We start from the raw sequence: 22,360 nt of genomic DNA, 5'->3' as shown, positions 1-22,360 counted from the left end.
TGGTGAAAATAATAAGGTATCTAGGAGTGTTTATATGTCAAAATTTGAAATCGGTACTGTTACAAAAGGTAAAGTAACAGGAATTCAACCATACGGTGCATTCGTTGCATTAAATGAAGAAACTCAAGGATTAGTTCATATCTCAGAAGTAAAACATGGCTTCGTTAAAGATATTAACGAACATTTATCAGTAGGAGACGAAGTAAACGTTAAAGTTTTATCTGTTGATGAGTCAACTGGTAAAATTGGTTTATCTATTCGTGCAACTGAGCCAGCTCCAGAAAAAACTGAAGCTTCTGCACCTAAAAAACCTGCTAAAAAGCGTCAAGGTCAAGCAACAGTTCATACTGAATCTACTCAAGGATTCAACACATTAAAAGAAAAATTAGAAGAGTGGATTGAGCAATCAAACCGCGAAGATCTAATTAAGAAATAAGAAAAAAAGAAGGATAGCTTAGCTATCCTTCTTTTTTTAATGTTCCGTTCTAGGTTCTGTACGCTCTACTTCAGCAGAAGGTTTAAATAATAGACCTAGGTTAATCAGTCCTGCGATTCCAACCAATCCATAAATAATGCGGGAGAAAGCAGATGTTTGACCGCCGAAGATTGCTGCTACTAAATCAAATTGAAAAAAGCCAATAAGTCCCCAGTTAATTGCTCCAATAATCGTTAATACGAGCGCAATACGTTGAATACCACTCATGATGAACCCTCCTTGTTTTGTAGTTCACTTATTAGCCTGCTTTTTTTAGAGGAAAATATACATATTTGCTTTTGGAAGATACAGACAAATAAACGTTCATTTGGATGGGGTGAGCGTCTAGGCAACAGGGAATAATCTTTAGGAAGTCAATTTTCTTTACAATCAAAAAGTTGTTCTTCATAATGATGCATGTAATCAAGCTCGTAAGGAGGAGTTTATAGTGAACAATTTTACATTTTATAACCCTACAAAATTAATTTTTGGTAAAGGTCAATTAGAGCAATTAAAAACAGAAGCAAGTCGCTTTGGTAAAAAGATATTATTAGTATACGGCGGAGGAAGCGTAAAACGCAGTGGTTTATACGATCAAGTAATGGATGTACTGAATGACATGAATGCAGAAGTACATGAGTTAGCGGGAGTAGAACCGAATCCTCGTCTGACAACTGTTCGCAAAGGAATCGATATTTGTAAAGAAAACGGTATTGAATTTTTACTTGCAGTTGGTGGAGGAAGCGTAATCGATTGTACAAAAGCAATCGCAGCAGGCGCAAAATATGATGGAGACGTATGGGACATCATTAACCGCGACGTATTCGCAGCTGAAGCTCTTCCATTTGGAACAGTGCTAACATTAGCAGCAACAGGTTCAGAAATGAATGCTGGTTCTGTTATTACAAATTGGGAAACACAAGAAAAATACGGCTGGGGCAGTCCGGCAACATTCCCTCAATTCTCTATTTTAGATCCCGTTAATACATTTACTGTACCAAAAAATCAAACAGTTTATGGTATGGTCGACATGATGAGCCACGTATTTGAACAGTATTTCCATGCTGCAACAAATACGCCACTTCAAGATCGCATGTGTGAAGGAGTACTGCAAACGGTTATTGAAACCGGACCAAAATTATTAAATGACTTAGAGAACTACGAGTTACGTGAAACGATTTTATACAACGGGACAATCGCATTAAACGGTATGTTACAAATGGGACACCAAGGCGATTGGGCTACTCACAATATTGAGCATGCGGTATCAGCTGTATATGACATTCCACATGCAGGTGGATTGGCAATTTTATTCCCGAACTGGATGAAACACGTAATGGATGAGAACGTAGATCGCTTCAAGCAAGTAGCTGTGCGCGTATTTAACGTAGATACGGAAGGCAAGACGGATAAAGAAGTAGCACTTGAAGGTGTTGATAAGCTTCGTGAATTCTGGTCAAGCTTAGGTGCACCAACTCGCTTAGCTGATTATGATATTGGTGAAGACAAATTAGATCTTATGGCTGATCGTGCAATGGCTAAAGGTGAATTTGGTAAATTTAAAAAATTAAACAAAGAAGATGTACTAGCAATCCTACGCGCTTCTTTATAAGATTCTCGATAAAAAACGCCGTGCAAACCGCACGGCGTTTTTTTCTATTCATGATGGCTAAGCTTTTTCTGCTGTTTGGTTTTCAAATCATCCCGAACGGTTTTATCAGAAAGAGGAACTCCGCTGTAATAAGCCGCTCTTCCTAGTAAATGGCCAGCAATAGGAGAGGTGATAAACACAAAGACAATCGCTAAAATTAACCGTGCACTAATATGGCCGGTGTCGATCCAAAAGTAGAGTAAGCAGCCCACTAATATAAACAGAACGCCCAAGGTAGCACTTTTAGATGCAGCGTGACTTCTTGTGTACGTATCAGGCAAGCGAATAAGCCCAATCATGGTCACAACTGTCAGAAGAGACCCTATTAGTACGAAAGCTCCTACAATGATTTCACTGATCACGTTCATATTCAATCACTTCTCCTTTCTCTAAAAACTTAGAAAAAGCAACCGTACCTACAAAGGCTATGATGCCTAGCAGTAAAATGACTTCGAAAAAAGCCTGAGTTCGAAAAATAATCGAGATGATAGCCGTGATGGCAATGATATTAATTCCAATAGCATCAAGGGCCATTGCTCGATCAGCAGTTGACGGACCTTTTACCACTCGATAAACAAATCCAATAGTTGAAGCAGAAATGAGAATGAGTGAAACGTTTAAAAAAATATCGAGCATTTAACGACTCACCTCCATAATAGCTTTTTCGAATGTTTGCTGAATATCTGTAATAATGTCATCAATATCGTCTGTATTGATTGCATGAATATAGATAGTAGAATTATCATCTGACACATCCATCACCAGTGTGCCTGGCGTTAGCGTAATTAAAAGAGAAAGAATGGTAATTTCCCATTCACTCTCCAGGCGGGTTGGCATTGCAAAGATAGCTGGCTGAATATTTAATTTAGGGCGCAATACGTCCTTAGTCACTGCAATATTGGCTTTGAATAATTCTCGTATAAAAATAAACAGCAGTTTAATGATCGTATACACTTTATGCAAGTAAAAACGTCTGTGAAAAAAACGGCGGAAAACAAACAGCAGTACCGCTCCCCAGAAAAATCCTATAATAAAGGAAGGTAGTGTCCAAATCCCTCTCAAAAACATCCATGTGAATGCAATGATTACGTTTAATAATAGTTGAAATGACATGCAGATCTACTCCTTTAACACCGATTGGATATAAATTGAAGGATCCATAAGCGTTTGAGCGGCTGTCGACACATAAGGAATAACAGCTTCTGCACCTAGTCCTAAAAAGACAGAAACAGCAAGTAAGATAGCGGATGGGTATAGAATACCTTTAAGGGATACTTTTTCCTGACCAGAAGAAAGCGTAGGTTCACCCCAGAAGCAGCTCATGAAAATCTTAATGGCAGAATATAAAACGAGCAGGCTTGAAACGAGTAAAACTCCTACAAACGTGTAGCTCTCTGATTCTAAACCGCCTTGAACTAAAAGGAATTTTCCAATAAAGCCGCTTAGGGGAGGAATTCCTGCTAACGAAATAGTAGCGATAAAAAACATCCAGCCAAGCAGCGGATAGTCTTTAATTAACCCACCCATTTTCTTTAATTTTGTTGTTCCAGTTATTCGAATGATGCTTCCAGCAAGAAGGAAGAGAGCTGCTTTAATAATCATGTCGTGAATTAAATAATAAATGGCTCCTTCAAAACCTGCTTTTGTTGTTAAAGTTACACCGTAGACAATGACTCCGACAGCAATAATAATGTTATAAATTAAAATTTTATTCACATCCGAATAAGCAATGGCGCCTACTGCACCAACAACGATAGTCAAAAGCGCAACGTAACCGATAATTTGATGAGTGAATTCAGGATGATGGTAAAACAGTAAAGTGAAAGTCCTGAAAATCGAATAAACGCCTACTTTTGTGAGCAAAGCACCAAACAACCCGATGATAACAGGTGGAGGGGCACTATATGAACCTGGAAGCCAGAAATACATTGGAAATAAAGCTGCTTTTAAGGCAAAGACGATAAATAAAAGCATGCCAATCGTTGTTAAAATTCCAGGCTGGTTCGCCTCAGCAATTCGCTGTGAAAGGTCCGCCATGTTGAGAGTTCCTGTTACGGCATATAAATAAGCAACGGCAATGACAAACAAAGCGGATGAAATGACATTGACTAAAATGTACTTAAGAGACTCTCGAAGCTGTGCTTTTGTACCGCCAATTACAATAAGAGCGTACGAAGACATAAGCATGACTTCAAAAAAGACAAATAAGTTAAAGATATCACCTGTCAAGAAGGCGCCAAATACGCCTACTAATAAAAACTGCACAAATGAATAAAAGTAAAAGCGTTCACGTCTCTCGCCAATTGTATGAAAAGCAAAAAGAACGCAGCATAGTGTTACGATACTAGCAGTAAGTACGAGAAGGGAAGCGAACATGTCCGCTACTAGAATAATTCCAAAAGGAGGTTTCCAGTTCCCAAGCTCGTGAGTTAAAACACCTTTTGATTGAACCAACTGTACTAAGTATGCAGCAAAAGCAGTGGTGGTGATTAATGATAAAACACTGATTATCCTTTGAAGTTTAATATTGTCTTTGAAAAAAATGAGCACAACACCTACAACAAACGGGATAAGCAGTGGGATGATTACAAAATTACTCGTCATGTTCATTTCCCCTTAACTTGTCCATATCGTCTGTTCCGAGTTCTTGATAAGCCCTGTACGCTAGTACAAGGAAAAAAGAAGTGACGCCAAAGCTTATGACAATGGCAGTTAAAATTAGGGCTTGAGGTAAAGGATCTGTATAAGAAGAAGCCTTTTCTCCCAGAAGGGGAACACTCCCCCCTTTTAATCCCCCCATCGTTAAAATCAACAGATGAACGCCGTGGCTTAATAAGCCTGTTCCAATAATAATTCGCAGTAAACTGCGGGATAGCATGAGATATACAGCGGCAGTGAATAGAATTCCCGCCACTATGGACATTAATATTTCCACTATTCACTCTCTCCAATCGTTTGAATAATGGTCATCGTGACACCAACAACTACTAGATATACACCTAAATCAAACAGTACAACGGTAGCTAAAGATGTTTTCCCGAGAAGGGGAAGGTTAAAGTAGCTATATGTGTGAGTTAGAAATGGGACTTTGAAAATAAATGACCCAAGCCCCGTTAAAATAGCTAGCAGCAGTCCGGAAGCCGCCACCTTCTTATAGTCAAATGGAATGACTTTCGATACGGTTTTTATATCGAAAGCCAGCAGTAGTAATACAAGGGCTGCTGAGGTAGTAAGTCCCCCAACAAACCCTCCCCCCGGTGTGTAATGACCTGCAAAGAAAAGATGAATGGCAAAAATGATAATAATGAACGTGACTACTTTCGTTGTGGTTTGTAGTATCAAATCATTTTTTTTCACTCTTCTTCCTCCTTTGTTAACCGAAGACGAATCATGCCATAGATAGCAAGAGCTGCTATACAAAGTACGGTAATTTCAAATAATGTATCAAATCCGCGGAAGTCCACAAGGATTACGTTTACCATGTTTTCGCCGCCTGCTTTTTCATAGCTGTTTTCAATAAAGTAATGTGAAATCGATTCAAAGAGTTTCGTACTGTTTGCTGATATGCCAAGTAGTGTAACAGTCGTTCCTACAAGAAGAGCAACCAGTAAGTTTGGCAGCTGAAACGTCACCCTTACTTTTCGCTTCCGAAACTCCGGCAAGTAGTAGAAACATAGTAAAAACAGGGATACCGATACAGTTTCAATGACTAATTGAGTCAAAGCTAAGTCAGGAGCTCGGAATAATACGAAAAATAAAGAGAGCGTATAACCGACAACTCCGAGTGAAATAATGGCTGTTAGGCGTGATTTTGCTAATAAAGTTGTAATAGTAGCTGCAACCATTACGACTGCTAATATGGCCTCATAAACGCCTATAGAAGCAGCATCTTTTAAATCAATCGCGAAGGCATTCTGAGAAAAGAGCGTCACGAGAAGTAAAATGCCTATGAAAGTAAAAATGATTAAAAGATAGTCTCTAATAAATCCCGTCATTAATGTTTTCATGACACGTGTTGACCCTTTTTCCATCCCTTTAATTCCATAATTATAGCCGTTATTAAGCGTTAAAGAAGAAGGGAATTGTGTATAAATTTTTGACCACTTTTGAATCGTCATAAATAACAAAATACCAAATATGATGACCCCTAGCGTCATAAATAATTCTGGCGTAAAACCATGCCAAAATTTAATATGCACTTGATATTCTTTACCTTCAGCTAGCAGGCTAGGTGCGATAGAGGCCATTGTTGGCTCAATAAGGGTTGATTCTAATAAATTAGGAGCAAAGCCGAAAATAACAACCAGTGATGCTAAAATAACAGGTGAAATAAGCATGCCTACTGGTGCTTCATGCGGCTTCTTCTCTAGTTTTTCGGGCTGGTATTTGCCTGTAAAGGTTTTAAAGACAAGAATCATACTATAGACGAAAGTGAAAATACTTCCTAACCAAGCAATGATAGGCAGCAAAATTCCCCACGTCTGCATGCTATAAATATCCATTTTTGTCACGTTTACCATACCTGTAAAAAACATCTCTTTACTTAAGAATCCATTAAAGGGAGGAAGACCCGCCATTGAAAATCCTCCGATGATAGCAATGGTAAATGTCACAGGCATGAAGCTCATTAACCCGCCTAACTTTCTAATGTCACGCGTGCCTGTTTCATGATCGACAATCCCTACTACCATAAACAAACTGCCTTTGAAGGTAGCGTGGTTAATCAAATGGAAAACCGCTGCAGTAAGAGCTACTAAGTAGATATTATCGTCTAAAAAATCATAGTGAATAGCTGCGCTACCTACTCCTATAAGTGACATAATCATCCCGAGCTGACTAATGGTTGAAAAAGCTAAAATCCCTTTCAGGTCTTGTTGCTTTACTGCTGAAAATGAGCCCCAAAACAGTGTAATTAGTCCTATAATTGAAATAACAAAAAACCAAGTGGCGCTTATAGCAAAAACAGGGCTAAGTCTTGCTAAAAGATAAATTCCCGCTTTTACCATTGTGGCTGAATGAAGGTATGCACTCACTGGGGTTGGAGCTTCCATTGCATCTGGCAGCCAAATATGAAAAGGAAACTGAGCAGATTTTGTAAAGGCCCCTAATAAAATGAGGACTAGAGCTGGAATGAATAGATGACTTGATGTGACTACATCTACGTTTGAGATAATTTCGCGTATGCTGAAAGTACCTGTCATGACGTATAAAAGCACAATTCCTGCTAATAGGGAAAGTCCTCCGAATACGGTAATGAGCATAGATTTTAAGGCTCCGTATTGAGATTTCTCTCGTTTGTACCAATAGCCAATCAATAAAAAAGATGAAAGGCTTGTTAATTCCCAAAAGCTGTAAAGGCTCATTAGGTTGTCTGATAATACAACTCCTAGCATCGACCCCATAAAAAGAAGCAAATAGACATAAAACGAATGCAGTGCTTCTTTTGTCTTAGAAAGATAATAAATGGAGTAAAGAATAACAAGTGTCCCAATTCCGGTGATTAATAGAGAAAACAGAAGACCAAGTCCATCCACATAGGCATCAAAGTTAATGCCCAGACTAGGTATCCATTTCATTGAATGTAGATATGTTTCCCCCTTAGAAACACCACTGATATATTGTGTAAAATAAATGAACAACACAAGTGGAAGAGGTAAAACGAACCACCCTGTATGAATACGCTGGAATTTCCTATACAGAAGGGGGACAAAAAAGGCTAATAAAAAAGGCGATAAAATCACCAAGTGCAACCACGACAAAAGACAAACCTCCTTGTGATATTCAATTCTGTAACCGATTATATAATAATTTAATTATGCATGCATCCATGCTAATTCTTAGTATCAGCAGAATTTTCAAGGCTTATTAAATAAATAGAAACTCGTCAAAAAATCCATAAAAAAAAACATAAAAAATTTTTTTCGACGTATAAAAATCATGCGAAATTGTCACTCTAAGAGTGAGGTGATGGAAATGTATAGGAAACAAATAGCCATCAGTTTTCTCATTTTTACCGCACTATGTATGAGTGGATTTGTGCTAAATAATCACTTGGAAATGAAAGAAGAAAACAGGATGCTAATCACTTCTAAAAGTGAAGCTGAAAATTCCATATCAATAGATTCTTCCCTGTTAAAAGCCTCTTATAAACCGAGACAATATGTAAAGGTAGGTGAAATGAACTATATTGCACCATCCGGTAAGCAAATAAAAAACGATTGAAGACCACTCTTTAGTCGTTTTTTATTTGCTTATTATTTGCGTAATCGTGCATGAATTACGTTCTGTAATCAAAGAACATTAGTTGACTTCATAACTGAATTTATCGTTAAATAAAAGGGTACATACAATGATTGCAGTTACAACAAACTATAATGATTGTGTCAAATTGTAAGTGGATTCACTTGAATTCAGCTAACAGTTTCGATAAAGTGGAAAATAAAGATATTTTAATGGAGGAACAGACTATGACACATGTTCGTTTTGATTATTCAAACGCGTTATCATTTTTTGGTGAACATGAACTTACATACTTACGTGATGCCGTGAAAGTAGCTCACCATTCAATTCATGAAAAAACAGGTGCTGGAAACGACTTTTTAGGATGGGTAGACCTTCCTACGGAGTATGACAAAGAAGAATTTGCACGCATTCAAAAAAGTGCAGAAAAAATTAAATCTGACTCAGATGTATTGATTGTTATCGGTATTGGAGGATCTTACTTAGGTGCTCGTGCTGCTATTGAAATGCTTCAGCATTCATTCTACAACACATTATCAAAAGAACAGCGTAAAACGCCACAAGTTATTTTTGCTGGTAACAACATCAGCTCAACATACATGAAAGACTTAATGGATGTTTTACAAGATAAGGATTTCTCTATTAATGTTATTTCAAAATCTGGTACAACAACAGAGCCGGCGATTGCTTTCCGTATCTTCCGTAAATTATTAGAAGAGAAATATGGCAAAGAAGAAGCACGCAAGCGTATTTATGCAACAACAGATAAAGCGCGCGGTGCATTAAAAACATTAGCGGACGAAGAAGGCTATGAAACGTTTGTTATTCCAGATGACGTAGGCGGCCGTTATTCAGTATTAACAGCGGTTGGCTTATTACCAATTGCCGCTGCGGGTCTTGATATCGAACAAATGATGAAAGGTGCAGCTGATGCTCAAGAAGCATTCTCATCATCAGAGCTAGAAGAAAACCCAGCTTATCAATATGCTGTAGCTCGTAATGTTCTTTATAATAAAGGAAAAACAATTGAAATGCTGATTAACTATGAGCCAGCTCTTCAATACTTTGCTGAGTGGTGGAAACAGTTATTTGGTGAAAGTGAAGGAAAAGACCAAAAAGGTATTTACCCTTCATCTGCTAACTTCTCAACGGATCTTCATTCTTTAGGTCAATATGTACAAGAAGGTCGTCGCGATATTTTTGAAACAATTGTACAAGTTCAAGATTCTCGTCATGAGCTAACAATTGAAGAAGATGCAGCGGACTTAGATGGACTAAATTACTTAGCTGGGGAAACAGTTGACTTTGTAAATAAAAAAGCGTTCCAAGGTACAATGCTTGCTCACACAGACGGAGGCGTTCCAAACTTAGTTGTAAACATTCCGGCGTTAGATGAGTATACGTTTGGATATGTTGTATACTTCTTCGAAAAAGCATGCGCAATCAGCGGCTATTTACTAGGAGTAAATCCGTTCGATCAGCCTGGAGTAGAAGCATATAAAGTAAATATGTTTGCTCTTCTTGGAAAACCTGGTTTTGAAGAGAAAAAAGCAGAATTAGAAAAGCGTTTGAAATAAATAAAAAGTTCACCTTCTTGTTAGAAGGTGAACTTTTTTGCTTTTGAGATAAAGGATAAAAAGCTGGAAAAAGGACATGTTAAAACAGAGGAGGGATAAGATGATTGAATTATCTTCAAGATTAGACGGCACATTATTCAAGCTTTATGAATTAGAAAAAACGCTTAAGCCGCTTGGGTATAACATTGGAGGAAATTGGGATTATGATCATGGTTCATTCGACTATAAGATGAATGATGAAGTCGGCTATCAGTTTTTACGTATCCCGTTTACAGCTACGAATGGAGAACTGGATTCTAAAGGAACAACCGTACAGATTGGTACGCCATTTTTACTTTCACATAAGTATCAAATTGGCCTAGATGACAATGTTCACAATGGAAACGTGGGTGCTTCATTTAATCAGTTTGCAGAACCCCAAGACGCAGACGCTTCATTTCCAGAAAAGTATATCAGCTTAGGAGAAGAGCTAATTAGAGAGGCAGAAGAGGCGCTGCTTCGGTAATTGAAGGGACTATTCTTTTTTTAAACTCTCTAATTTTTTTACAAAAATATGTTCGTACATGACCTGACTAATCAACTCGTTTGTTTTAATCATTTCATTTACCCCCAAATTTTGCGCATTTTGAATATGCTTTTTTGTTAACAGTTCAACGATGCTGTAAATAGAAGGGTTCAGTCCTTGCAGAGCGACTAGCGTAACAATAGTATTCATGTCTGCATATTCTTCTGTCTTATGCTGATCCGCAGTAATCAGCACTTTTTTTGCGTACCGAGCATTGGCAAGTTCTAATACCTCATAGTGAGAGGGACTTCCTTTAATAAAATGAACGCGATCACAGATCATGGGGTTTTTAGTCAGAGAGTCGTCGATAAGAACAATGTCTTCTTTATGAAATGCGTCGCGATAAGACTCTAACACGAGTTTGGCGCGCTCATTCCACCCCACAACGATGAAGTGATCTTTTCCATAAAACTTTAAATTTCCTTCCAGATAAGCGCTCTCAGCAGAAACAGCAATTTTAGAAAGCGTGACAAAATAAGTAGTAATAAATCCCGTTCCGATCAGGACTAAAATAATTGCAGCTAACCTTCCAATCGTAGTGGTGGGAGCAAAATCACCGTACCCTATAGTAGAGATTGTAATAATAACCCACCAAATTCCTTCAAACACATTCCCAAACGTTTGCGGCTCTAGGAAATGTATAAGCATGCCGAAAAGTAAAACAAGGCAGCCGATAATAAAAAGAAGCCGCACTAAAATAGAACGACGAAAAAGTCGAAATAATAGCCATTCCATCATAAAAAAACCTCCAGTGATTAGTCATAGCCACAGTATGACCATTTTTCACTGAAGGTATAAGATATCTTTATCTTTTTACTTCGTAATATTCAATCCATTCTTTGTCTGGACCGTAGAAAAATAAGTATCTTGCTCCATTTGGCAAAGTTACAATGTTTTCTTCCACAAATGAAACGCCTGCTGATTTTAAACGCTCAAACTCCTCTTCAATTCCATCTACTGCTAGCGCGAAATGATGTACTTTACCTTCGTTAGGTAAGCTTGAGTTATACCCTTGAATTAACTCTACGATTACATTGCCTTCTAAACCTAGAAAAGCTAGCTTCAAAGATGGATCGGTATGTGGTAGTGTTTCGATGAGCTCTAATCCCACTTTTTGCGTATAGAACTCAATAGATTCTTCTATATCCTTTACTTGAACGCCTACATGTTCAAATTTTAAAATTGTCATATGCATCACCCGTATCTATAGTATGTAAAAACTATGAAATATATTAAAGAGAAAGGATATAGAAGTCAAGATAGGGCTGCTTATCAGGAAAGGGCTCTTAAATCATATTTTTGCTGGAGTGAATAGGGTAGAGGCTTCCATCAAGAGCAAACGAAATTTTGCCTGTTTCTTCAGATACAACTAAAATTAATGCATCCGATTTTTCCGACATTCCAATGGCTGCACGGTGACGTGTTCCCAATTTTTTGGTCGTTGAAATAATAGACGAGAGAGGTAAAACATTAGCAGCTGAGATAAGCTGATTATTTCTAATTAGGACGGCTCCGTCATGTAAGGGTGTCCCTGGATAGAACAGTGTTTCAACTAGCGTAGCGCTGACAGGAGCTTGAATAGGCATTCCTTTTTGAATAAGAGGGTCTACATTTTGTTCCCGTTCAATGACAATTAAAGCGCCGTGACGTTTCTCAGAAAGGTTATGAATAGCTAAGGACAGAGCAGCATATTCAAATGTATAAGGCGATAAGTAATGACGCAAGTAATAAGAGGCGGCCGTAGCTTGAACATCTTGAAATAACCTTCTCATCTCCTCAAAATCACATAGGATACAATGATCACTCGTGTCTAAATGTTTAATTAAATTAGAGGCTTCAGTTGAAATTTGCTGTAAATATGTTCGCACATTATTTTTAATTGTATCGTCTAATTGAAAAGGTTGTCTCTCCATCTTATATAGCTCCTATCTGTCAGTCAGTGTTATCTGTAATGTGTGCTAATGTGGGTGAATTATCCGTAAAGCTTATAAATCCCTTATTAATTTTATAGGGAGGTTTTGTGTTTTATTTAGCAAGAGAATATAAAAAGTTGGAGAAAAAAGAAAGCGTTTTATAAACTGGTATGTTCACATTTGGTTTAAATTTACATATGTTGTTTTAAATAAAAGTATAGATATTTCTGTGAATTTAAAGTATAGTTTTCTTATCGGATATATGATTTTTAATGTTGACAAATATTCTAAATATGCTAAAATTTTTAAAAAATGCTTATCAAGAGTGGTGGAGGGATCTGGCCCGCTGAACCCCGGCAACCTGCTTAGCAAGGTGCTAACTCCAGCAAAGTGTGTATCATTTTGAAAGATAAGGTGAAAATTTATTGCCTACCCAGTCTTTCAATATGGAAGACTTTTTATTTTGATATAGCGCAAGCGATAATTTAAGGAAGGACATTAATGACTGTAACCCCCGACTTAAAACAAATCTTTGAGCACGTGGAAGCAAAGTAAGAATTAAATAGTTTCGCTGACTAGACACACTAGAGGCGGTTTTATCCAATTCTAGTGGGTAAAACCGTCTTTTTTTATTGGATAACGCGGATAACTAAGAATTGGAGTGAAGAAAATGGCAGACTTATATACGTACGAAAACTGGAGTGATACATTTCCAGAGTTCGACAGTGAAGACGAAACAAAAGGAGCCCTTTCAGCATTGCAGTGGGCGTATGATACCTACGGAGATTCAATTATTTATGCATCAAGCTTTGGTATTGAAGGGATCGTGTTAATTGATTTAATTTCAAAAGTGAAAAAAGATGCTGAAATTGTCTTTTTAGATACGGGCGTTCATTTTAAAGAAACATATGAAGTAATTGATGCAATTAAAGAACGCTTTCCTGATTTGCGTATTCATATGAAAAAACCGGATTTAACGCTTGCAGAACAAGCTGAGAAACATGGAGATGAGCTTTGGAAGAGTCAGCCTAACTTATGCTGTCAAATTCGAAAAATCATCCCGTTAAGGGAATCTCTTGCTCCTTATGATGCGTGGATTTCTGGTTTGAGACGCGAGCAGTCTGAATCTCGTGCCAACACGAATTATTTTAATAAAGATGAGAAATTCAAGAAAGTGAAAGTCTGCCCGTTAATTCATTGGTCTTGGAAAGAAGTTTGGCGCTATGTGTATAAGCATGATTTACCATATAACAAACTTCATGATCAAGGCTACCCAAGCATCGGCTGTGAGCCCTGTACCGCACCTGCCTACAATGTAGACGATTTACGTTCAGGAAGATGGGCAGGTACACAAAAAGTTGAATGCGGATTACACGAATCTTAAATACGAAAGAGCTGAATAAATGATGCTTTTATATGTTGCCTTTATCATTGCGCTTTTTTTTGCAATGAATATTGGGGCAAGCGGTGCAGCAGCAGCTATGGGCGTTTCATACGGCTCCGGTGCGATTAAAAAGCGAAGAGTAGCCCTGTTCATCTGTGCTGTAGGTATTGTGCTCGGAGCCATTATCGGGGGCGGCGAGGTGGTAAAAACCATCAGTTCAGGTATCATACCTGAAAAATTGCTGTCAGTAGAATTAGTTATTATCATTCTGGCTGCTGCAACGCTGTCACTCTTTTTCGCGAATTTAATTGGTATCCCTCTATCAACAAGTGAAGTAACGGTTGGTTCAGTTGTTGGAGTAGGAGTAGCTTATCAATCTCTGTATGTGGAAAAACTTTTAGTTATCATGTCTTTTTGGATTATTGTTCCGCTGGTTTCATTTGTTATTGCTTTTTTGATTGGAAAAGTGATAAAACGCAGAGCGCATAAAAAAGAAGTAGAGGGAAAATGGAAAAGAGTTTTAACGATTTTAGTTATAGCCACGGGATTCTTTGAAGCCTTCTCAGCTGGAATGAATAACGTGGCAAATGCTGTCGGTCCTCTAGTAGGAGCTGGATTAATGGATGCCACAACGGGTGTCATAGCAGGAGGATTGGCTGTGGCGCTTGGAGCCCTTTTACTAGGAGGCAGAGTTATTGAAACAAACGGGAAAAAAATTACTCGCTATTCTGTAGGAGAAGGGTGCATTATCTCGGGTACTGGTGCTTCTCTTGTTACAGCAGCTTCACTTTTTGGTTTGCCAGTACCGCTTACACAGGTCACTACGTCTTCTATTATTGGAATAGGAGCAGCGAAAACGGGATTCACGAAAGAACAGCGTGAAGTGGTCATTCAAATGTTAAAGGTTTGGATGGTATCCCCCGTATTTTCACTCGTAATCTCATATGTTCTTGTGAAATTAGTACTTGAAAGCGACTTATATTCATTTGTGGTGCTAGCTAGCGGCTGCATTGCCACAGCAGGTGTTCTAAGCTTAGCTAGAACGACTAGAAGAAAAAGAGCAAGCTTGCAGTCGGAAAAAGAAAAAATGACTGCGTGATTCAAGTGCTTTTTATTATATTGTGTTAATTATTTAAGGAGGATTTTACAAAATGACAACAATTCAAGCACACGGTGGAGAATTAATTAATTTATATCAACCAACATATGACTACACGTCACTAACAAAAGAAATCGAAGTAGATAACATGGCTTTAAGTGATTTAGAACTAATTGGAATTGGTGCTTACAGCCCAATTACAGGATTTTTAGGAGAAAAAGATTATCAATCAGTTGTTGAAAATATGCGTTTAGCAGATGGAACAGTATGGAGTATTCCTATCACTCTTCCTGTAACAGAAGAGCAAGCTAAAGAATTAAACATTGGCGACAAAGTAAAGCTTGTTCAAAACGGCGTAACGTATGGTGTTTTAGAAGTTTCTGAAGTATATACGCCAAATAAAGAAAAAGAAGCGGAAAATGTGTACCGCACAGCAGAACTTGCTCATCCTGGCGTGAAAAAAATGATGGAACGCCCAAATGTATACGTAGCAGGTCCAATCGTACTAGTAGAACGTACACCTAAAACGCGTTTTGAAAAGTATTACCTAGATCCAACTGAAACAAGAGCAGCATTCGAAGAACGCGGTTGGAAAACGGTTGTTGGATTCCAAACTCGTAACCCTGTTCACCGTGCGCACGAATATATTCAAAAAACGGCATTAGAAATTGTAGACGGCCTGTTTTTAAATCCTCTTGTAGGAGAAACAAAGTCAGATGATATCCCAGCAGATATCCGTATGGAAAGTTATGAAGTACTTTTAGAGAACTATTATCCTAGCGATCGTGTAGCTTTAGCAGTTTTCCCTGCTGCGATGCGCTATGCTGGACCTAGAGAAGCGATTTTTCATGCAATGGTTCGAAAAAACTTTGGATGCACGCATTTCATTGTAGGCCGTGATCACGCTGGTGTTGGTGACTACTACGGAACATATGATGCACAAAAAATCTTCAGTAACTTTACAGCAGATGAATTAGGAATTACACCTTTATTCTTTGAACACAGCTTCTACTGCAAGAAGTGTGAATCGATGGCGTCAACGAAAACATGCCCTCACAGCAAGGAAGATCATATGATTCTATCTGGAACAAAGGTACGTGAAATGCTTCGTAACGGAGAAGTGCCACCAAGCACATTCAGCCGTAAAGAAGTAATTGAAGTGTTAATTAAAGGATTAGCAAAACAAAAAGTATCTTCAAAATAAGGAGCGGTTGAAGTGAGCAAATCAACAAACATTACGTGGCATGATGCTGGAATTACAAAAGAGGAAAGACGGGAGCAAAATAATCATCACAGTTTTGTATTATGGTTTACAGGTCTTTCGGGTTCAGGTAAATCTACCGTAGCAAACGCAGTGGCAAAAGCGCTTTTTGATAAAAATATTCGTAACTATGTATTAGATGGTGACAATGTTCGTTTCGGCTTAAATAAGAATCTAGGGTTTTCTGCTGAAGATCGTACAGAAAATATTCGCCGTATCGGTGAAGTTTCTAAGCTATTTGTAGACAGCGGTCAAGTAGTACTAACAGCATTTATCTCTCCATTCCAAGAGGACCGCGCTCAAGTGCGTGAGATCTTAGAGGGGAATGAATTTTTAGAAGTATACGTGGAGTGTCCGTTAGAAGAATGTGAAAAAAGAGATCCAAAAGGCCTTTACAAAAAAGCAAGAAGCGGAGAAATTCGTGATTTTACAGGAATTGATTCTCCGTATGAGTCACCGGCTAACCCTGAATTAACAATTAATACAAGCACACAGTCTGTAGAAGAATGTGTACAAACTGTTATTGAATATTTAGCTAACCGAAAATTTATCTAAATGACAGCGGACTTTGTCCGCTGTTCTAATTCAAATTAAAATGTGGGAGCGCTGCGGAGACGTGGAAATGATGGAAGGGTGAAAGGCATTCATGGGGAAAGTATATCTAGTCGGTGCAGGACCGGGAGATCCAGATTTAATTACGTTAAAAGGGTTAAAAGCAATTCAGCAAGCAGATGTTATCTTATATGATCGTTTAGTGAATAAGGACCTGCTGGAGTATGCTAAAAGTGATGCAGATATTATTTACTGCGGAAAGCTTCCGAACTACCATACCCTCAAGCAAGAAACAATTAACAACTTTTTAGTGAAATTCGCTAAAAAAGGAAAAATTGTAACGCGCTTAAAAGGCGGAGATCCATTTGTTTTCGGACGCGGAGGGGAAGAAGCAGAAGCTCTCGTGCAGCAGGGCATTTCATTTGAAATTGTTCCAGGAATTACATCAGGCATCGCAGCTGCTGCTTATGCAGGAATCCCTGTCACTCACCGGGAATACAGCGCAAGCTTTGCTTTTGTAGCAGGCCATCGTAAAGATAGCGAGCACGATGCAATCAAATGGGATAGCCTAGCTAAAGGTGTAGATACTCTTGCAATTTACATGGGGGTGCAGAACTTACCGTACATTTGCCAACAGTTAATGAAACATGGAAAAACTTCAGCTACGCCAATTGCATTGATTCACTGGGGAACATGTGCGGACCAGCGCACTGTAACTGGAACTCTTGGTACAATTGTTGATATTGTTAAAGAAGAGCAAATTGAAAATCCAAGTATGATTATCGTTGGTGAAGTTGTGAATTTTCATGACCGATTAAATTGGTTTGAGAAGACTGGACAGCATTACTATTCGTTTGCACAAGAAGCTTACTAAAGAGGTTGATTATATGGATGCAGTTTTATATGTTTGCCATGGCAGCCGCGTAAAAGAAGGCGCTGATCAGGCAGTTGCTTTTATTGAAAGATGTAAAAAAAATCTAGATGTACCGATTCAAGAAGTTTGTTTCCTAGAACTAGCTTCCCCCACTATTGAACAAGGATTTGAAGCGTGTATTGAACAAGGTGCTACCCGTATTGCAATTGTGCCCCTTCTGTTATTAACAGCTGCGCATGCAAAGCATGATATACCTGAAGAAATACACAAAGTATATGAACGTTATCCCCAGGTAGAAGTGCTGTACGGAGAACCGTTCGGCGTGGACGAACGAATTGTTGATATCTTGCTAGAGAGAATCAATGAAACCAATGTGGATAAGCATGAAGATTCGATGGTATTGTTGGTCGGCAGAGGAAGCAGTGATCCTGCTGTAAAAAAAGATTTTAACGAAATAGCTCAACTGCTAAAAGGCAAAGGTGCTTTTAAAGAAGTGAGGACATGCTATTTAGCTGCAGCTTCTCCTAATTTAAAAGAAGGCCTGCACCTTGCTAAACGAACTTCGTATAAGCAAGTATTCGTTCTTCCGTACCTTTTGTTTACCGGTATTTTAATGAACGAAATTAAGGAAGAATTGGAGCAGCTGTCAACAGATGCCCAGCAGTTTATCTTAGCTAACTACCTAGGTTATCATGATGGACTTGCACACATTTTAAATAACCAAGTAAAAACGTTATTATCGAGCAAAGGAAATCAATACGATGTATACCGTTATGCTTGATTTAAAGGGTCGTTCGGTCTTAGTAGTTGGGGGCGGAACAATCGCAACTCGTAGAATTAAAGGTTTTTTACAAGAAGGAGCAGCCATTACAGTGGTTGCTCCAACTGTTTCAGCTGAAATAAATGAATGGGAAGCTAAAGGTCAGCTGCGTGTAAAAAGAAAAAAAGTAGGAGAAGAAGACTTACTTAATGTCTTTTTAATTGTTGTGGCTACAAATGATCAAGCTGTGAATAAGTTTGTTAAGCAGCATATTAAAAATGATCAGTTGGTTAATATGGCCAGCAGTTTTTCCGATGGAAATATTCAAATTCCTGCACAGTTTTCTAGAGGGAGATTATCGCTAGCAATATCCACAGATGGTGCTAGTCCTTTGTTGACAAAACGAATCAAAGAAGACTTATCCTCAAATTATGATGAAAGTTACACACAGTATACACAGTTTTTGTATGAATGCAGAGTTCTTATCCACAAATTGAATGTGTCAAAGAGTCGTAAACATGAGTTATTAACAGAAATTATCGATGATCAATACCGGCTGTCTCTAGTAAAACAGCGAGAATTTTTACAACAGATTGAAAAATATAAATAAAAAACGGCCAGTTGGCCGTTTTTTATTTATACATTTTCAACTTCAATGCTTCGAATACCGCTAATTTTTTGAATTTCGTAATACACTTCTGTAGTAGGGCGCTGGTTATTAACTGACACTTTCATTCGTATATACAATTCATTGGTGTCTAAATCTTTGATTCGAATATTTTTAATTGTAATATTCTTTTCTCTAATGCTATTAGTTGTATCAAAGATATTGTGCTTATCCGCCAGCTTGAGTTGAAGAATAAGCTCTTTCTCGCGCAGTTGCCTAGGCCCCAAAATAGTAATAAGGAAGGGAAGAAGCTCAACGCTGATAATGAGCAGTACAACTCCGGTAATAGCTTCGGGATAAAACCCTGCACCTACAGCAATGCCTATACCTGCTGCTCCCCAGATAATAGCCGCTGTTGTAAGCCCTGAGATGCTGTCATTTTCTTTTCGTAAAATGACGCCCGCCCCTAAAAAACCAATTCCAGAAACAATTTGAGCGGCCAGACGAAGCGGGTCCATTGTGATATGATCACCTTTATTAAAAATTTGAGAAGACTCAATCGAAACAATCGTGAGTAAACAGCTAATAATGGAAATTACGAGAGATGTTTTTAAACCAACAGGCTTTCGTTTTAGTTCCCTTTCAATTCCAATAATAAGACCAAGTACAGCGGAAATACCTAATTTGAGCAACATTTCATTTTCCATTATTTTCACCTATTTCAATAAACATTGTTGTTTATATCTGTATGAAAGAAGAAAAACAGATATGTATCAGTATAGTAAACTTTTCTTCATAATGACAGGTGAAATTCAAAAAAATCTGATTATTTATAAAGCGCTACGATCTTTTCTTTTAATTTATATTTTTGAATCTTGCCGGATGCCGTCATGGGAAAGTCGTCTATAAAATAAATATGTTCCGGAATTTTGAAATGAGCAAGCTTACCTTTGCAAAAGTCTTTGATTTCTTGAGCGGTAAGAAAAGAATGTTGCTTGAGTTTAATGCATGCAGCAACTCGTTCTCCATACTTTGGATCAGGAATACCGACAATTTGCACATCTTCTACCTCGGGTATTTTATATAAAAACTCTTCAATTTCTCTTGGGTAAATATTTTCTCCGCCTCTAATAATCATATCTTTTAGACGTCCTGTAATTTTTACATAGCCATCTTTATCAATGGTAGCTAAATCTCCTGTATGTAGCCAACCTTCTACAATTGTTTTTTCTGTTTCTTCCGGCATTTTGTAATATCCTTTCATTGTTAAATATCCTTTTGCACAAAGTTCTCCTTGTTCTCCGAAAGAAGCTGGTTTACCTGTAACTGGATTAATAATTTGAATCTGTACATGATTATGAACTTTGCCAACCGTTTGTACTCGCCGCTCGATAGAATCAGTTGGGGTTGTTTGGGTGATTACAGGAGATGTTTCGGTTTGACCATAGGCGATGGTAATTTCATTGATGCCCATGTCATGTATGACTCGCTTCATTACTTCTGCTGGACAATTAGAACCAGCCATGATTCCTGTGCGAAGAGTAGATAAATCATATTGATCAAACTCAAGTGCATTTAATTCCGCAATAAACATAGTGGGTACACCGTGAAGAGCTGTACATTTTTCTTTCTCTACGGTGCGTAAAACAGAGGCAGGTTGGAATTCAATAATCGGTAGCATAGTAGCACCTACAGATACGCATGCTAGAACACCCAGCACACATCCAAAGCAATGAAAGAAAGGAACTGGGATGCATAAGCGGTCTTCGTTAGTCAGTTTCATAGATTGAGCAACTAAAAAGCCGTTGTTTACTATATTATGGTGACTTAGCATAACTCCTTTTGGAAAACCTGTTGTTCCGGAAGTATATTGCATATTGATAACATCATGGATATGTAGGGATTGTTCATGCTTATCGAGAACCTCATCCGATATCATTAAGCTACTCATTAAAAACTCCTTCCAAGATGTATGTTCGCTTGATCCACTTAAGTTTATAAGATGTTTTAGTTTGGGAAGATTATGTTCAATACCGGTGATAATAGATGTATAAGAGGTGCTTTTAAATTCATCAATGAAAAATAGCGCTGTTGTATCAGAATGACTCAATACATACTCTAATTCAGAGGATTGATAACTTGTATTAAGGGTAACCAAAACAGCGCCTATTCTAGCTGCTGCGAATTGAAGAAGTAACCATTCCGGTACATTGGTAGCCCAGATAGCGATATGGTCGCCTTTTTTGAGACCGGTGGCTAGAAGTGCCTTTGCAACTCGAGAGGTTTCTTGGTAAAATTCCGCGTACGTATAGCGAATATTTTGTTCAGAGTAAATAACCGCTTCTTGATGCCCAAACTTTTTTGTACTTTCTTTTAAAAGTTCTCCAACCGTTAATTCAAGCAATGGTTTCATTTGGTTTCCTCCTTGAATAATGTTAAAGTGTATATGAAAGCGTTTTCTAAAAGTAGTTTATCAAATTTAAAGAAAGTGTTCCAAAAAATCATTCGACAAATTCCTTCATTGTCCACTGTACGTATGAAGAAGGGGAGTAACTGAATTTATCGTATTGATTTCAATAAGTAAGTATACCGAATGCGAATATTGTAATAAAATAAAGAAATGTCTCCTTTTTATAAGAAGACAACGTAACATCACATTAATAAAGAATGGTATAAAAATATGAAGTAAACAAACAAAAAATCATGCTGAACGTTGAAAGTGAAATAAATGAAAGGCCGTTGACTTTTCCTTCTTTATTAGAAATTTGAATTGATTCCCAATAAGCAAGTGAAATTAAGAGAATAGACATACAAAAGGACAAATAGAGTGCAGCTGCAATTAAGGTATCCAAGTGAACGCCTCCTTGGCGGATAATGATTTAATAGACATTATGCTAGTGTGGCTCTAGATATGCTAGTATCTATTAATTGGCGAACGTTTCACTTACAAGAAAATAGTCTTTAAAAATATATCGAAAAACTATTGCACAATAAAAGAAGGCGTGGTATATTATTAAATGTCGCTAAGATGAACTGCTAAAGCAAACATCGAAGTGATAAACAAATAAAAAAACTTGTTGACAACTAGCTTGCAACTTGTTATGATGGTAAAGTCGCTTAAGAGCGGCGGTTGAACTTTGAAAACTGAACAAAGCGACAAACGTCAACGTTAAATTTTATTTTTTTAAATGAGCAAGTCAAACATTTCTTCGGAGAGTTTGATCCTGGCTCAGGATGAACGCTGGCGGCGTGCCTAATACATGCAAGTCGAGCGGACTGATTAGAAGCTTGCTTCTATGACGTTAGCGGCGGACGGGTGAGTAACACGTGGGCAACCTGCCTGTAAGACTGGGATAACTTCGGGAAACCGAAGCTAATACCGGATAGGATCTTCTCCTTCAT

Annotated in this window: 26 protein-coding genes, 1 rRNA gene and 1 riboswitch; of the genes, 13 read left to right on the top strand and 14 right to left on the bottom strand. The window is 38.0% G+C overall.

The genetic code is table 11. The features are described 5' to 3' along the window. The first annotated feature begins 34 nt into the window (after window positions 1-34). Window positions 35-436, top strand: a complete 402-nt coding sequence (yugI, locus tag MMB68_RS18130) for a S1 domain-containing post-transcriptional regulator GSP13 (RefSeq protein WP_013059599.1) — start codon at window positions 35-37, stop codon at window positions 434-436. A gap of 36 nt (window positions 437-472) precedes the next feature. Here the strand turns inward: yugI and MMB68_RS18125 are convergent, their stop codons facing one another. After that, complete coding sequence (locus tag MMB68_RS18125; RefSeq protein WP_013059598.1) at window positions 473-703, bottom strand: DUF378 domain-containing protein; 231 nt, start codon at window positions 701-703, stop codon at window positions 473-475. 220 nt (window positions 704-923) lie between these two features. Between MMB68_RS18125 and MMB68_RS18120 the strand changes: the two genes are divergently transcribed. Continuing rightward, window positions 924-2,087: an iron-containing alcohol dehydrogenase gene (locus MMB68_RS18120; RefSeq protein WP_013085305.1), complete on the top strand. Its 1,164-nt coding sequence runs from the start codon at window positions 924-926 to the stop codon at window positions 2,085-2,087. A 44-nt stretch (window positions 2,088-2,131) separates the two neighbouring features. Here MMB68_RS18120 and mnhG read toward each other — a convergent pair whose 3' ends face one another. The 7 genes from mnhG to MMB68_RS18085 are packed head-to-tail and all read right to left on the bottom strand — an operon-like array spanning window position 2,132 to window position 7,885. Beyond that, entirely contained in the window at window positions 2,132-2,494 is a 363-nt protein-coding gene (gene mnhG, locus MMB68_RS18115; RefSeq protein WP_221785928.1) for a monovalent cation/H(+) antiporter subunit G, read from the bottom strand. Next, entirely contained in the window at window positions 2,478-2,762 is a 285-nt protein-coding gene (locus MMB68_RS18110) for a Na(+)/H(+) antiporter subunit F1 (RefSeq protein ID WP_013059595.1), read from the bottom strand. Before MMB68_RS18110 ends, mnhG begins: the two co-directional genes overlap by 17 nt. Next, window positions 2,763-3,239: a Na+/H+ antiporter subunit E gene (locus tag MMB68_RS18105; protein WP_277549237.1), complete on the bottom strand. Its 477-nt coding sequence runs from the start codon at window positions 3,237-3,239 to the stop codon at window positions 2,763-2,765. A 6-nt stretch (window positions 3,240-3,245) separates the two neighbouring features. Beyond that, window positions 3,246-4,730 (bottom strand): Na+/H+ antiporter subunit D, encoded by a 1,485-nt coding sequence (locus MMB68_RS18100; RefSeq protein ID WP_277549236.1) that lies wholly within the window; start codon window positions 4,728-4,730, stop codon window positions 3,246-3,248. Further along, window positions 4,720-5,061: a Na(+)/H(+) antiporter subunit C gene (locus MMB68_RS18095; RefSeq protein WP_013059592.1), complete on the bottom strand. Its 342-nt coding sequence runs from the start codon at window positions 5,059-5,061 to the stop codon at window positions 4,720-4,722. The genes MMB68_RS18100 and MMB68_RS18095 overlap by 11 nt, the downstream gene beginning before the upstream one ends. After that, entirely contained in the window at window positions 5,061-5,483 is a 423-nt protein-coding gene (locus MMB68_RS18090; protein ID WP_013085301.1) for a Na(+)/H(+) antiporter subunit B, read from the bottom strand. The genes MMB68_RS18095 and MMB68_RS18090 overlap by 1 nt, the downstream gene beginning before the upstream one ends. Further along, window positions 5,480-7,885 carry a Na+/H+ antiporter subunit A gene (locus MMB68_RS18085; RefSeq protein ID WP_277549235.1) on the bottom strand — a complete coding sequence of 802 codons (2,406 nt, stop codon included), beginning with the start codon at window positions 7,883-7,885 and terminating at the stop codon, window positions 5,480-5,482. The genes MMB68_RS18090 and MMB68_RS18085 overlap by 4 nt, the downstream gene beginning before the upstream one ends. 214 nt (window positions 7,886-8,099) lie before the next feature. On the opposite strand from MMB68_RS18085, the gene MMB68_RS18080 reads away from it, so the two are divergent. The 3 genes from MMB68_RS18080 to MMB68_RS18070 all read left to right on the top strand — a co-directional run bounded on the left by MMB68_RS18080 (window position 8,100) and on the right by MMB68_RS18070 (window position 10,448). Then, window positions 8,100-8,348: a hypothetical protein gene (locus MMB68_RS18080; protein ID WP_277549234.1), complete on the top strand. Its 249-nt coding sequence runs from the start codon at window positions 8,100-8,102 to the stop codon at window positions 8,346-8,348. 245 nt (window positions 8,349-8,593) lie between these two features. Further along, window positions 8,594-9,943 carry a glucose-6-phosphate isomerase gene (locus tag MMB68_RS18075; protein ID WP_013059589.1) on the top strand — a complete coding sequence of 450 codons (1,350 nt, stop codon included), beginning with the start codon at window positions 8,594-8,596 and terminating at the stop codon, window positions 9,941-9,943. A 100-nt stretch (window positions 9,944-10,043) separates the two neighbouring features. After that, the gene (locus tag MMB68_RS18070) at window positions 10,044-10,448 is read left to right on the top strand and encodes a YugN-like family protein (protein ID WP_014457925.1); all 405 of its coding nucleotides are present in this window, start codon (window positions 10,044-10,046) and stop codon (window positions 10,446-10,448) included. Window positions 10,449-10,457: 9 nt separating this feature from the next. On the opposite strand, the gene MMB68_RS18065 is transcribed toward MMB68_RS18070, so the two are convergent. The 3 genes from MMB68_RS18065 to cdaS form a co-directional block, all read right to left on the bottom strand. Beyond that, window positions 10,458-11,246 (bottom strand): potassium channel family protein, encoded by a 789-nt coding sequence (locus MMB68_RS18065; protein WP_028409582.1) that lies wholly within the window; start codon window positions 11,244-11,246, stop codon window positions 10,458-10,460. A 67-nt stretch (window positions 11,247-11,313) separates the two neighbouring features. Continuing rightward, window positions 11,314-11,697, bottom strand: coding sequence for a VOC family protein (locus MMB68_RS18060; RefSeq protein ID WP_013085297.1), 384 nt, complete (start codon window positions 11,695-11,697; stop codon window positions 11,314-11,316). A 97-nt stretch (window positions 11,698-11,794) separates the two neighbouring features. Continuing rightward, window positions 11,795-12,421, bottom strand: coding sequence for a sporulation-specific diadenylate cyclase CdaS (gene cdaS, locus MMB68_RS18055; RefSeq protein ID WP_025752722.1), 627 nt, complete (start codon window positions 12,419-12,421; stop codon window positions 11,795-11,797). Window positions 12,422-12,734: 313 nt separating this feature from the next. After that, window positions 12,735-12,837, top strand: a riboswitch (SAM riboswitch). 254 nt (window positions 12,838-13,091) lie between these two features. On the opposite strand from cdaS, the gene MMB68_RS18050 reads away from it, so the two are divergent. The 7 genes from MMB68_RS18050 to MMB68_RS18020 all read left to right on the top strand — a co-directional run bounded on the left by MMB68_RS18050 (window position 13,092) and on the right by MMB68_RS18020 (window position 18,961). Beyond that, window positions 13,092-13,805: a phosphoadenylyl-sulfate reductase gene (locus MMB68_RS18050; RefSeq protein WP_025752724.1), complete on the top strand. Its 714-nt coding sequence runs from the start codon at window positions 13,092-13,094 to the stop codon at window positions 13,803-13,805. A 19-nt stretch (window positions 13,806-13,824) separates the two neighbouring features. Continuing rightward, the gene (locus tag MMB68_RS18045) at window positions 13,825-14,904 is read left to right on the top strand and encodes an inorganic phosphate transporter (protein ID WP_221785781.1); all 1,080 of its coding nucleotides are present in this window, start codon (window positions 13,825-13,827) and stop codon (window positions 14,902-14,904) included. Window positions 14,905-14,956: 52 nt separating this feature from the next. After that, window positions 14,957-16,108, top strand: a complete 1,152-nt coding sequence (gene sat / locus MMB68_RS18040; protein ID WP_025752727.1) for a sulfate adenylyltransferase — start codon at window positions 14,957-14,959, stop codon at window positions 16,106-16,108. A gap of 12 nt (window positions 16,109-16,120) precedes the next feature. Then, entirely contained in the window at window positions 16,121-16,720 is a 600-nt protein-coding gene (cysC, locus tag MMB68_RS18035; protein WP_014457932.1) for an adenylyl-sulfate kinase, read from the top strand. Between the two features lie 91 nt (window positions 16,721-16,811). Beyond that, entirely contained in the window at window positions 16,812-17,591 is a 780-nt protein-coding gene (gene cobA, locus MMB68_RS18030; protein ID WP_221785780.1) for a uroporphyrinogen-III C-methyltransferase, read from the top strand. Between the two features lie 13 nt (window positions 17,592-17,604). Then, entirely contained in the window at window positions 17,605-18,372 is a 768-nt protein-coding gene (locus MMB68_RS18025; RefSeq protein ID WP_221785779.1) for a sirohydrochlorin chelatase, read from the top strand. Beyond that, a complete protein-coding gene (locus MMB68_RS18020) occupies window positions 18,353-18,961 on the top strand; it encodes an NAD(P)-binding protein (RefSeq protein ID WP_221785778.1) in 609 nt (202 codons plus the stop codon). Before MMB68_RS18025 ends, MMB68_RS18020 begins: the two co-directional genes overlap by 20 nt. 26 nt (window positions 18,962-18,987) lie before the next feature. Here the strand turns inward: MMB68_RS18020 and MMB68_RS18015 are convergent, their stop codons facing one another. The 3 genes from MMB68_RS18015 to MMB68_RS18005 all read right to left on the bottom strand — a co-directional run bounded on the left by MMB68_RS18015 (window position 18,988) and on the right by MMB68_RS18005 (window position 21,810). Beyond that, entirely contained in the window at window positions 18,988-19,665 is a 678-nt protein-coding gene (locus MMB68_RS18015) for an MgtC/SapB family protein (RefSeq protein WP_013059577.1), read from the bottom strand. Window positions 19,666-19,784: 119 nt separating this feature from the next. Continuing rightward, window positions 19,785-21,371, bottom strand: a complete 1,587-nt coding sequence (locus MMB68_RS18010) for an AMP-binding protein (protein WP_221785777.1) — start codon at window positions 21,369-21,371, stop codon at window positions 19,785-19,787. 244 nt (window positions 21,372-21,615) lie between these two features. Further along, the gene (locus tag MMB68_RS18005) at window positions 21,616-21,810 is read right to left on the bottom strand and encodes a hypothetical protein (RefSeq protein WP_028409574.1); all 195 of its coding nucleotides are present in this window, start codon (window positions 21,808-21,810) and stop codon (window positions 21,616-21,618) included. 354 nt (window positions 21,811-22,164) lie between these two features. On the opposite strand from MMB68_RS18005, the gene MMB68_RS18000 reads away from it, so the two are divergent. Next, window positions 22,165-22,360: ribosomal RNA gene (locus tag MMB68_RS18000) — 16S ribosomal RNA — on the top strand; the annotation flags it as partial.

The organism is Priestia sp. Y58 (genome assembly GCF_029522095.1).
GTDB classification, from domain to species: Bacteria; Bacillota; Bacilli; order Bacillales; family Bacillaceae_H; genus Priestia; species Priestia megaterium_E.
Note: the sequence above shows the minus strand (reverse complement) of the source record. Positions and strands in the feature narration are given on the sequence as shown.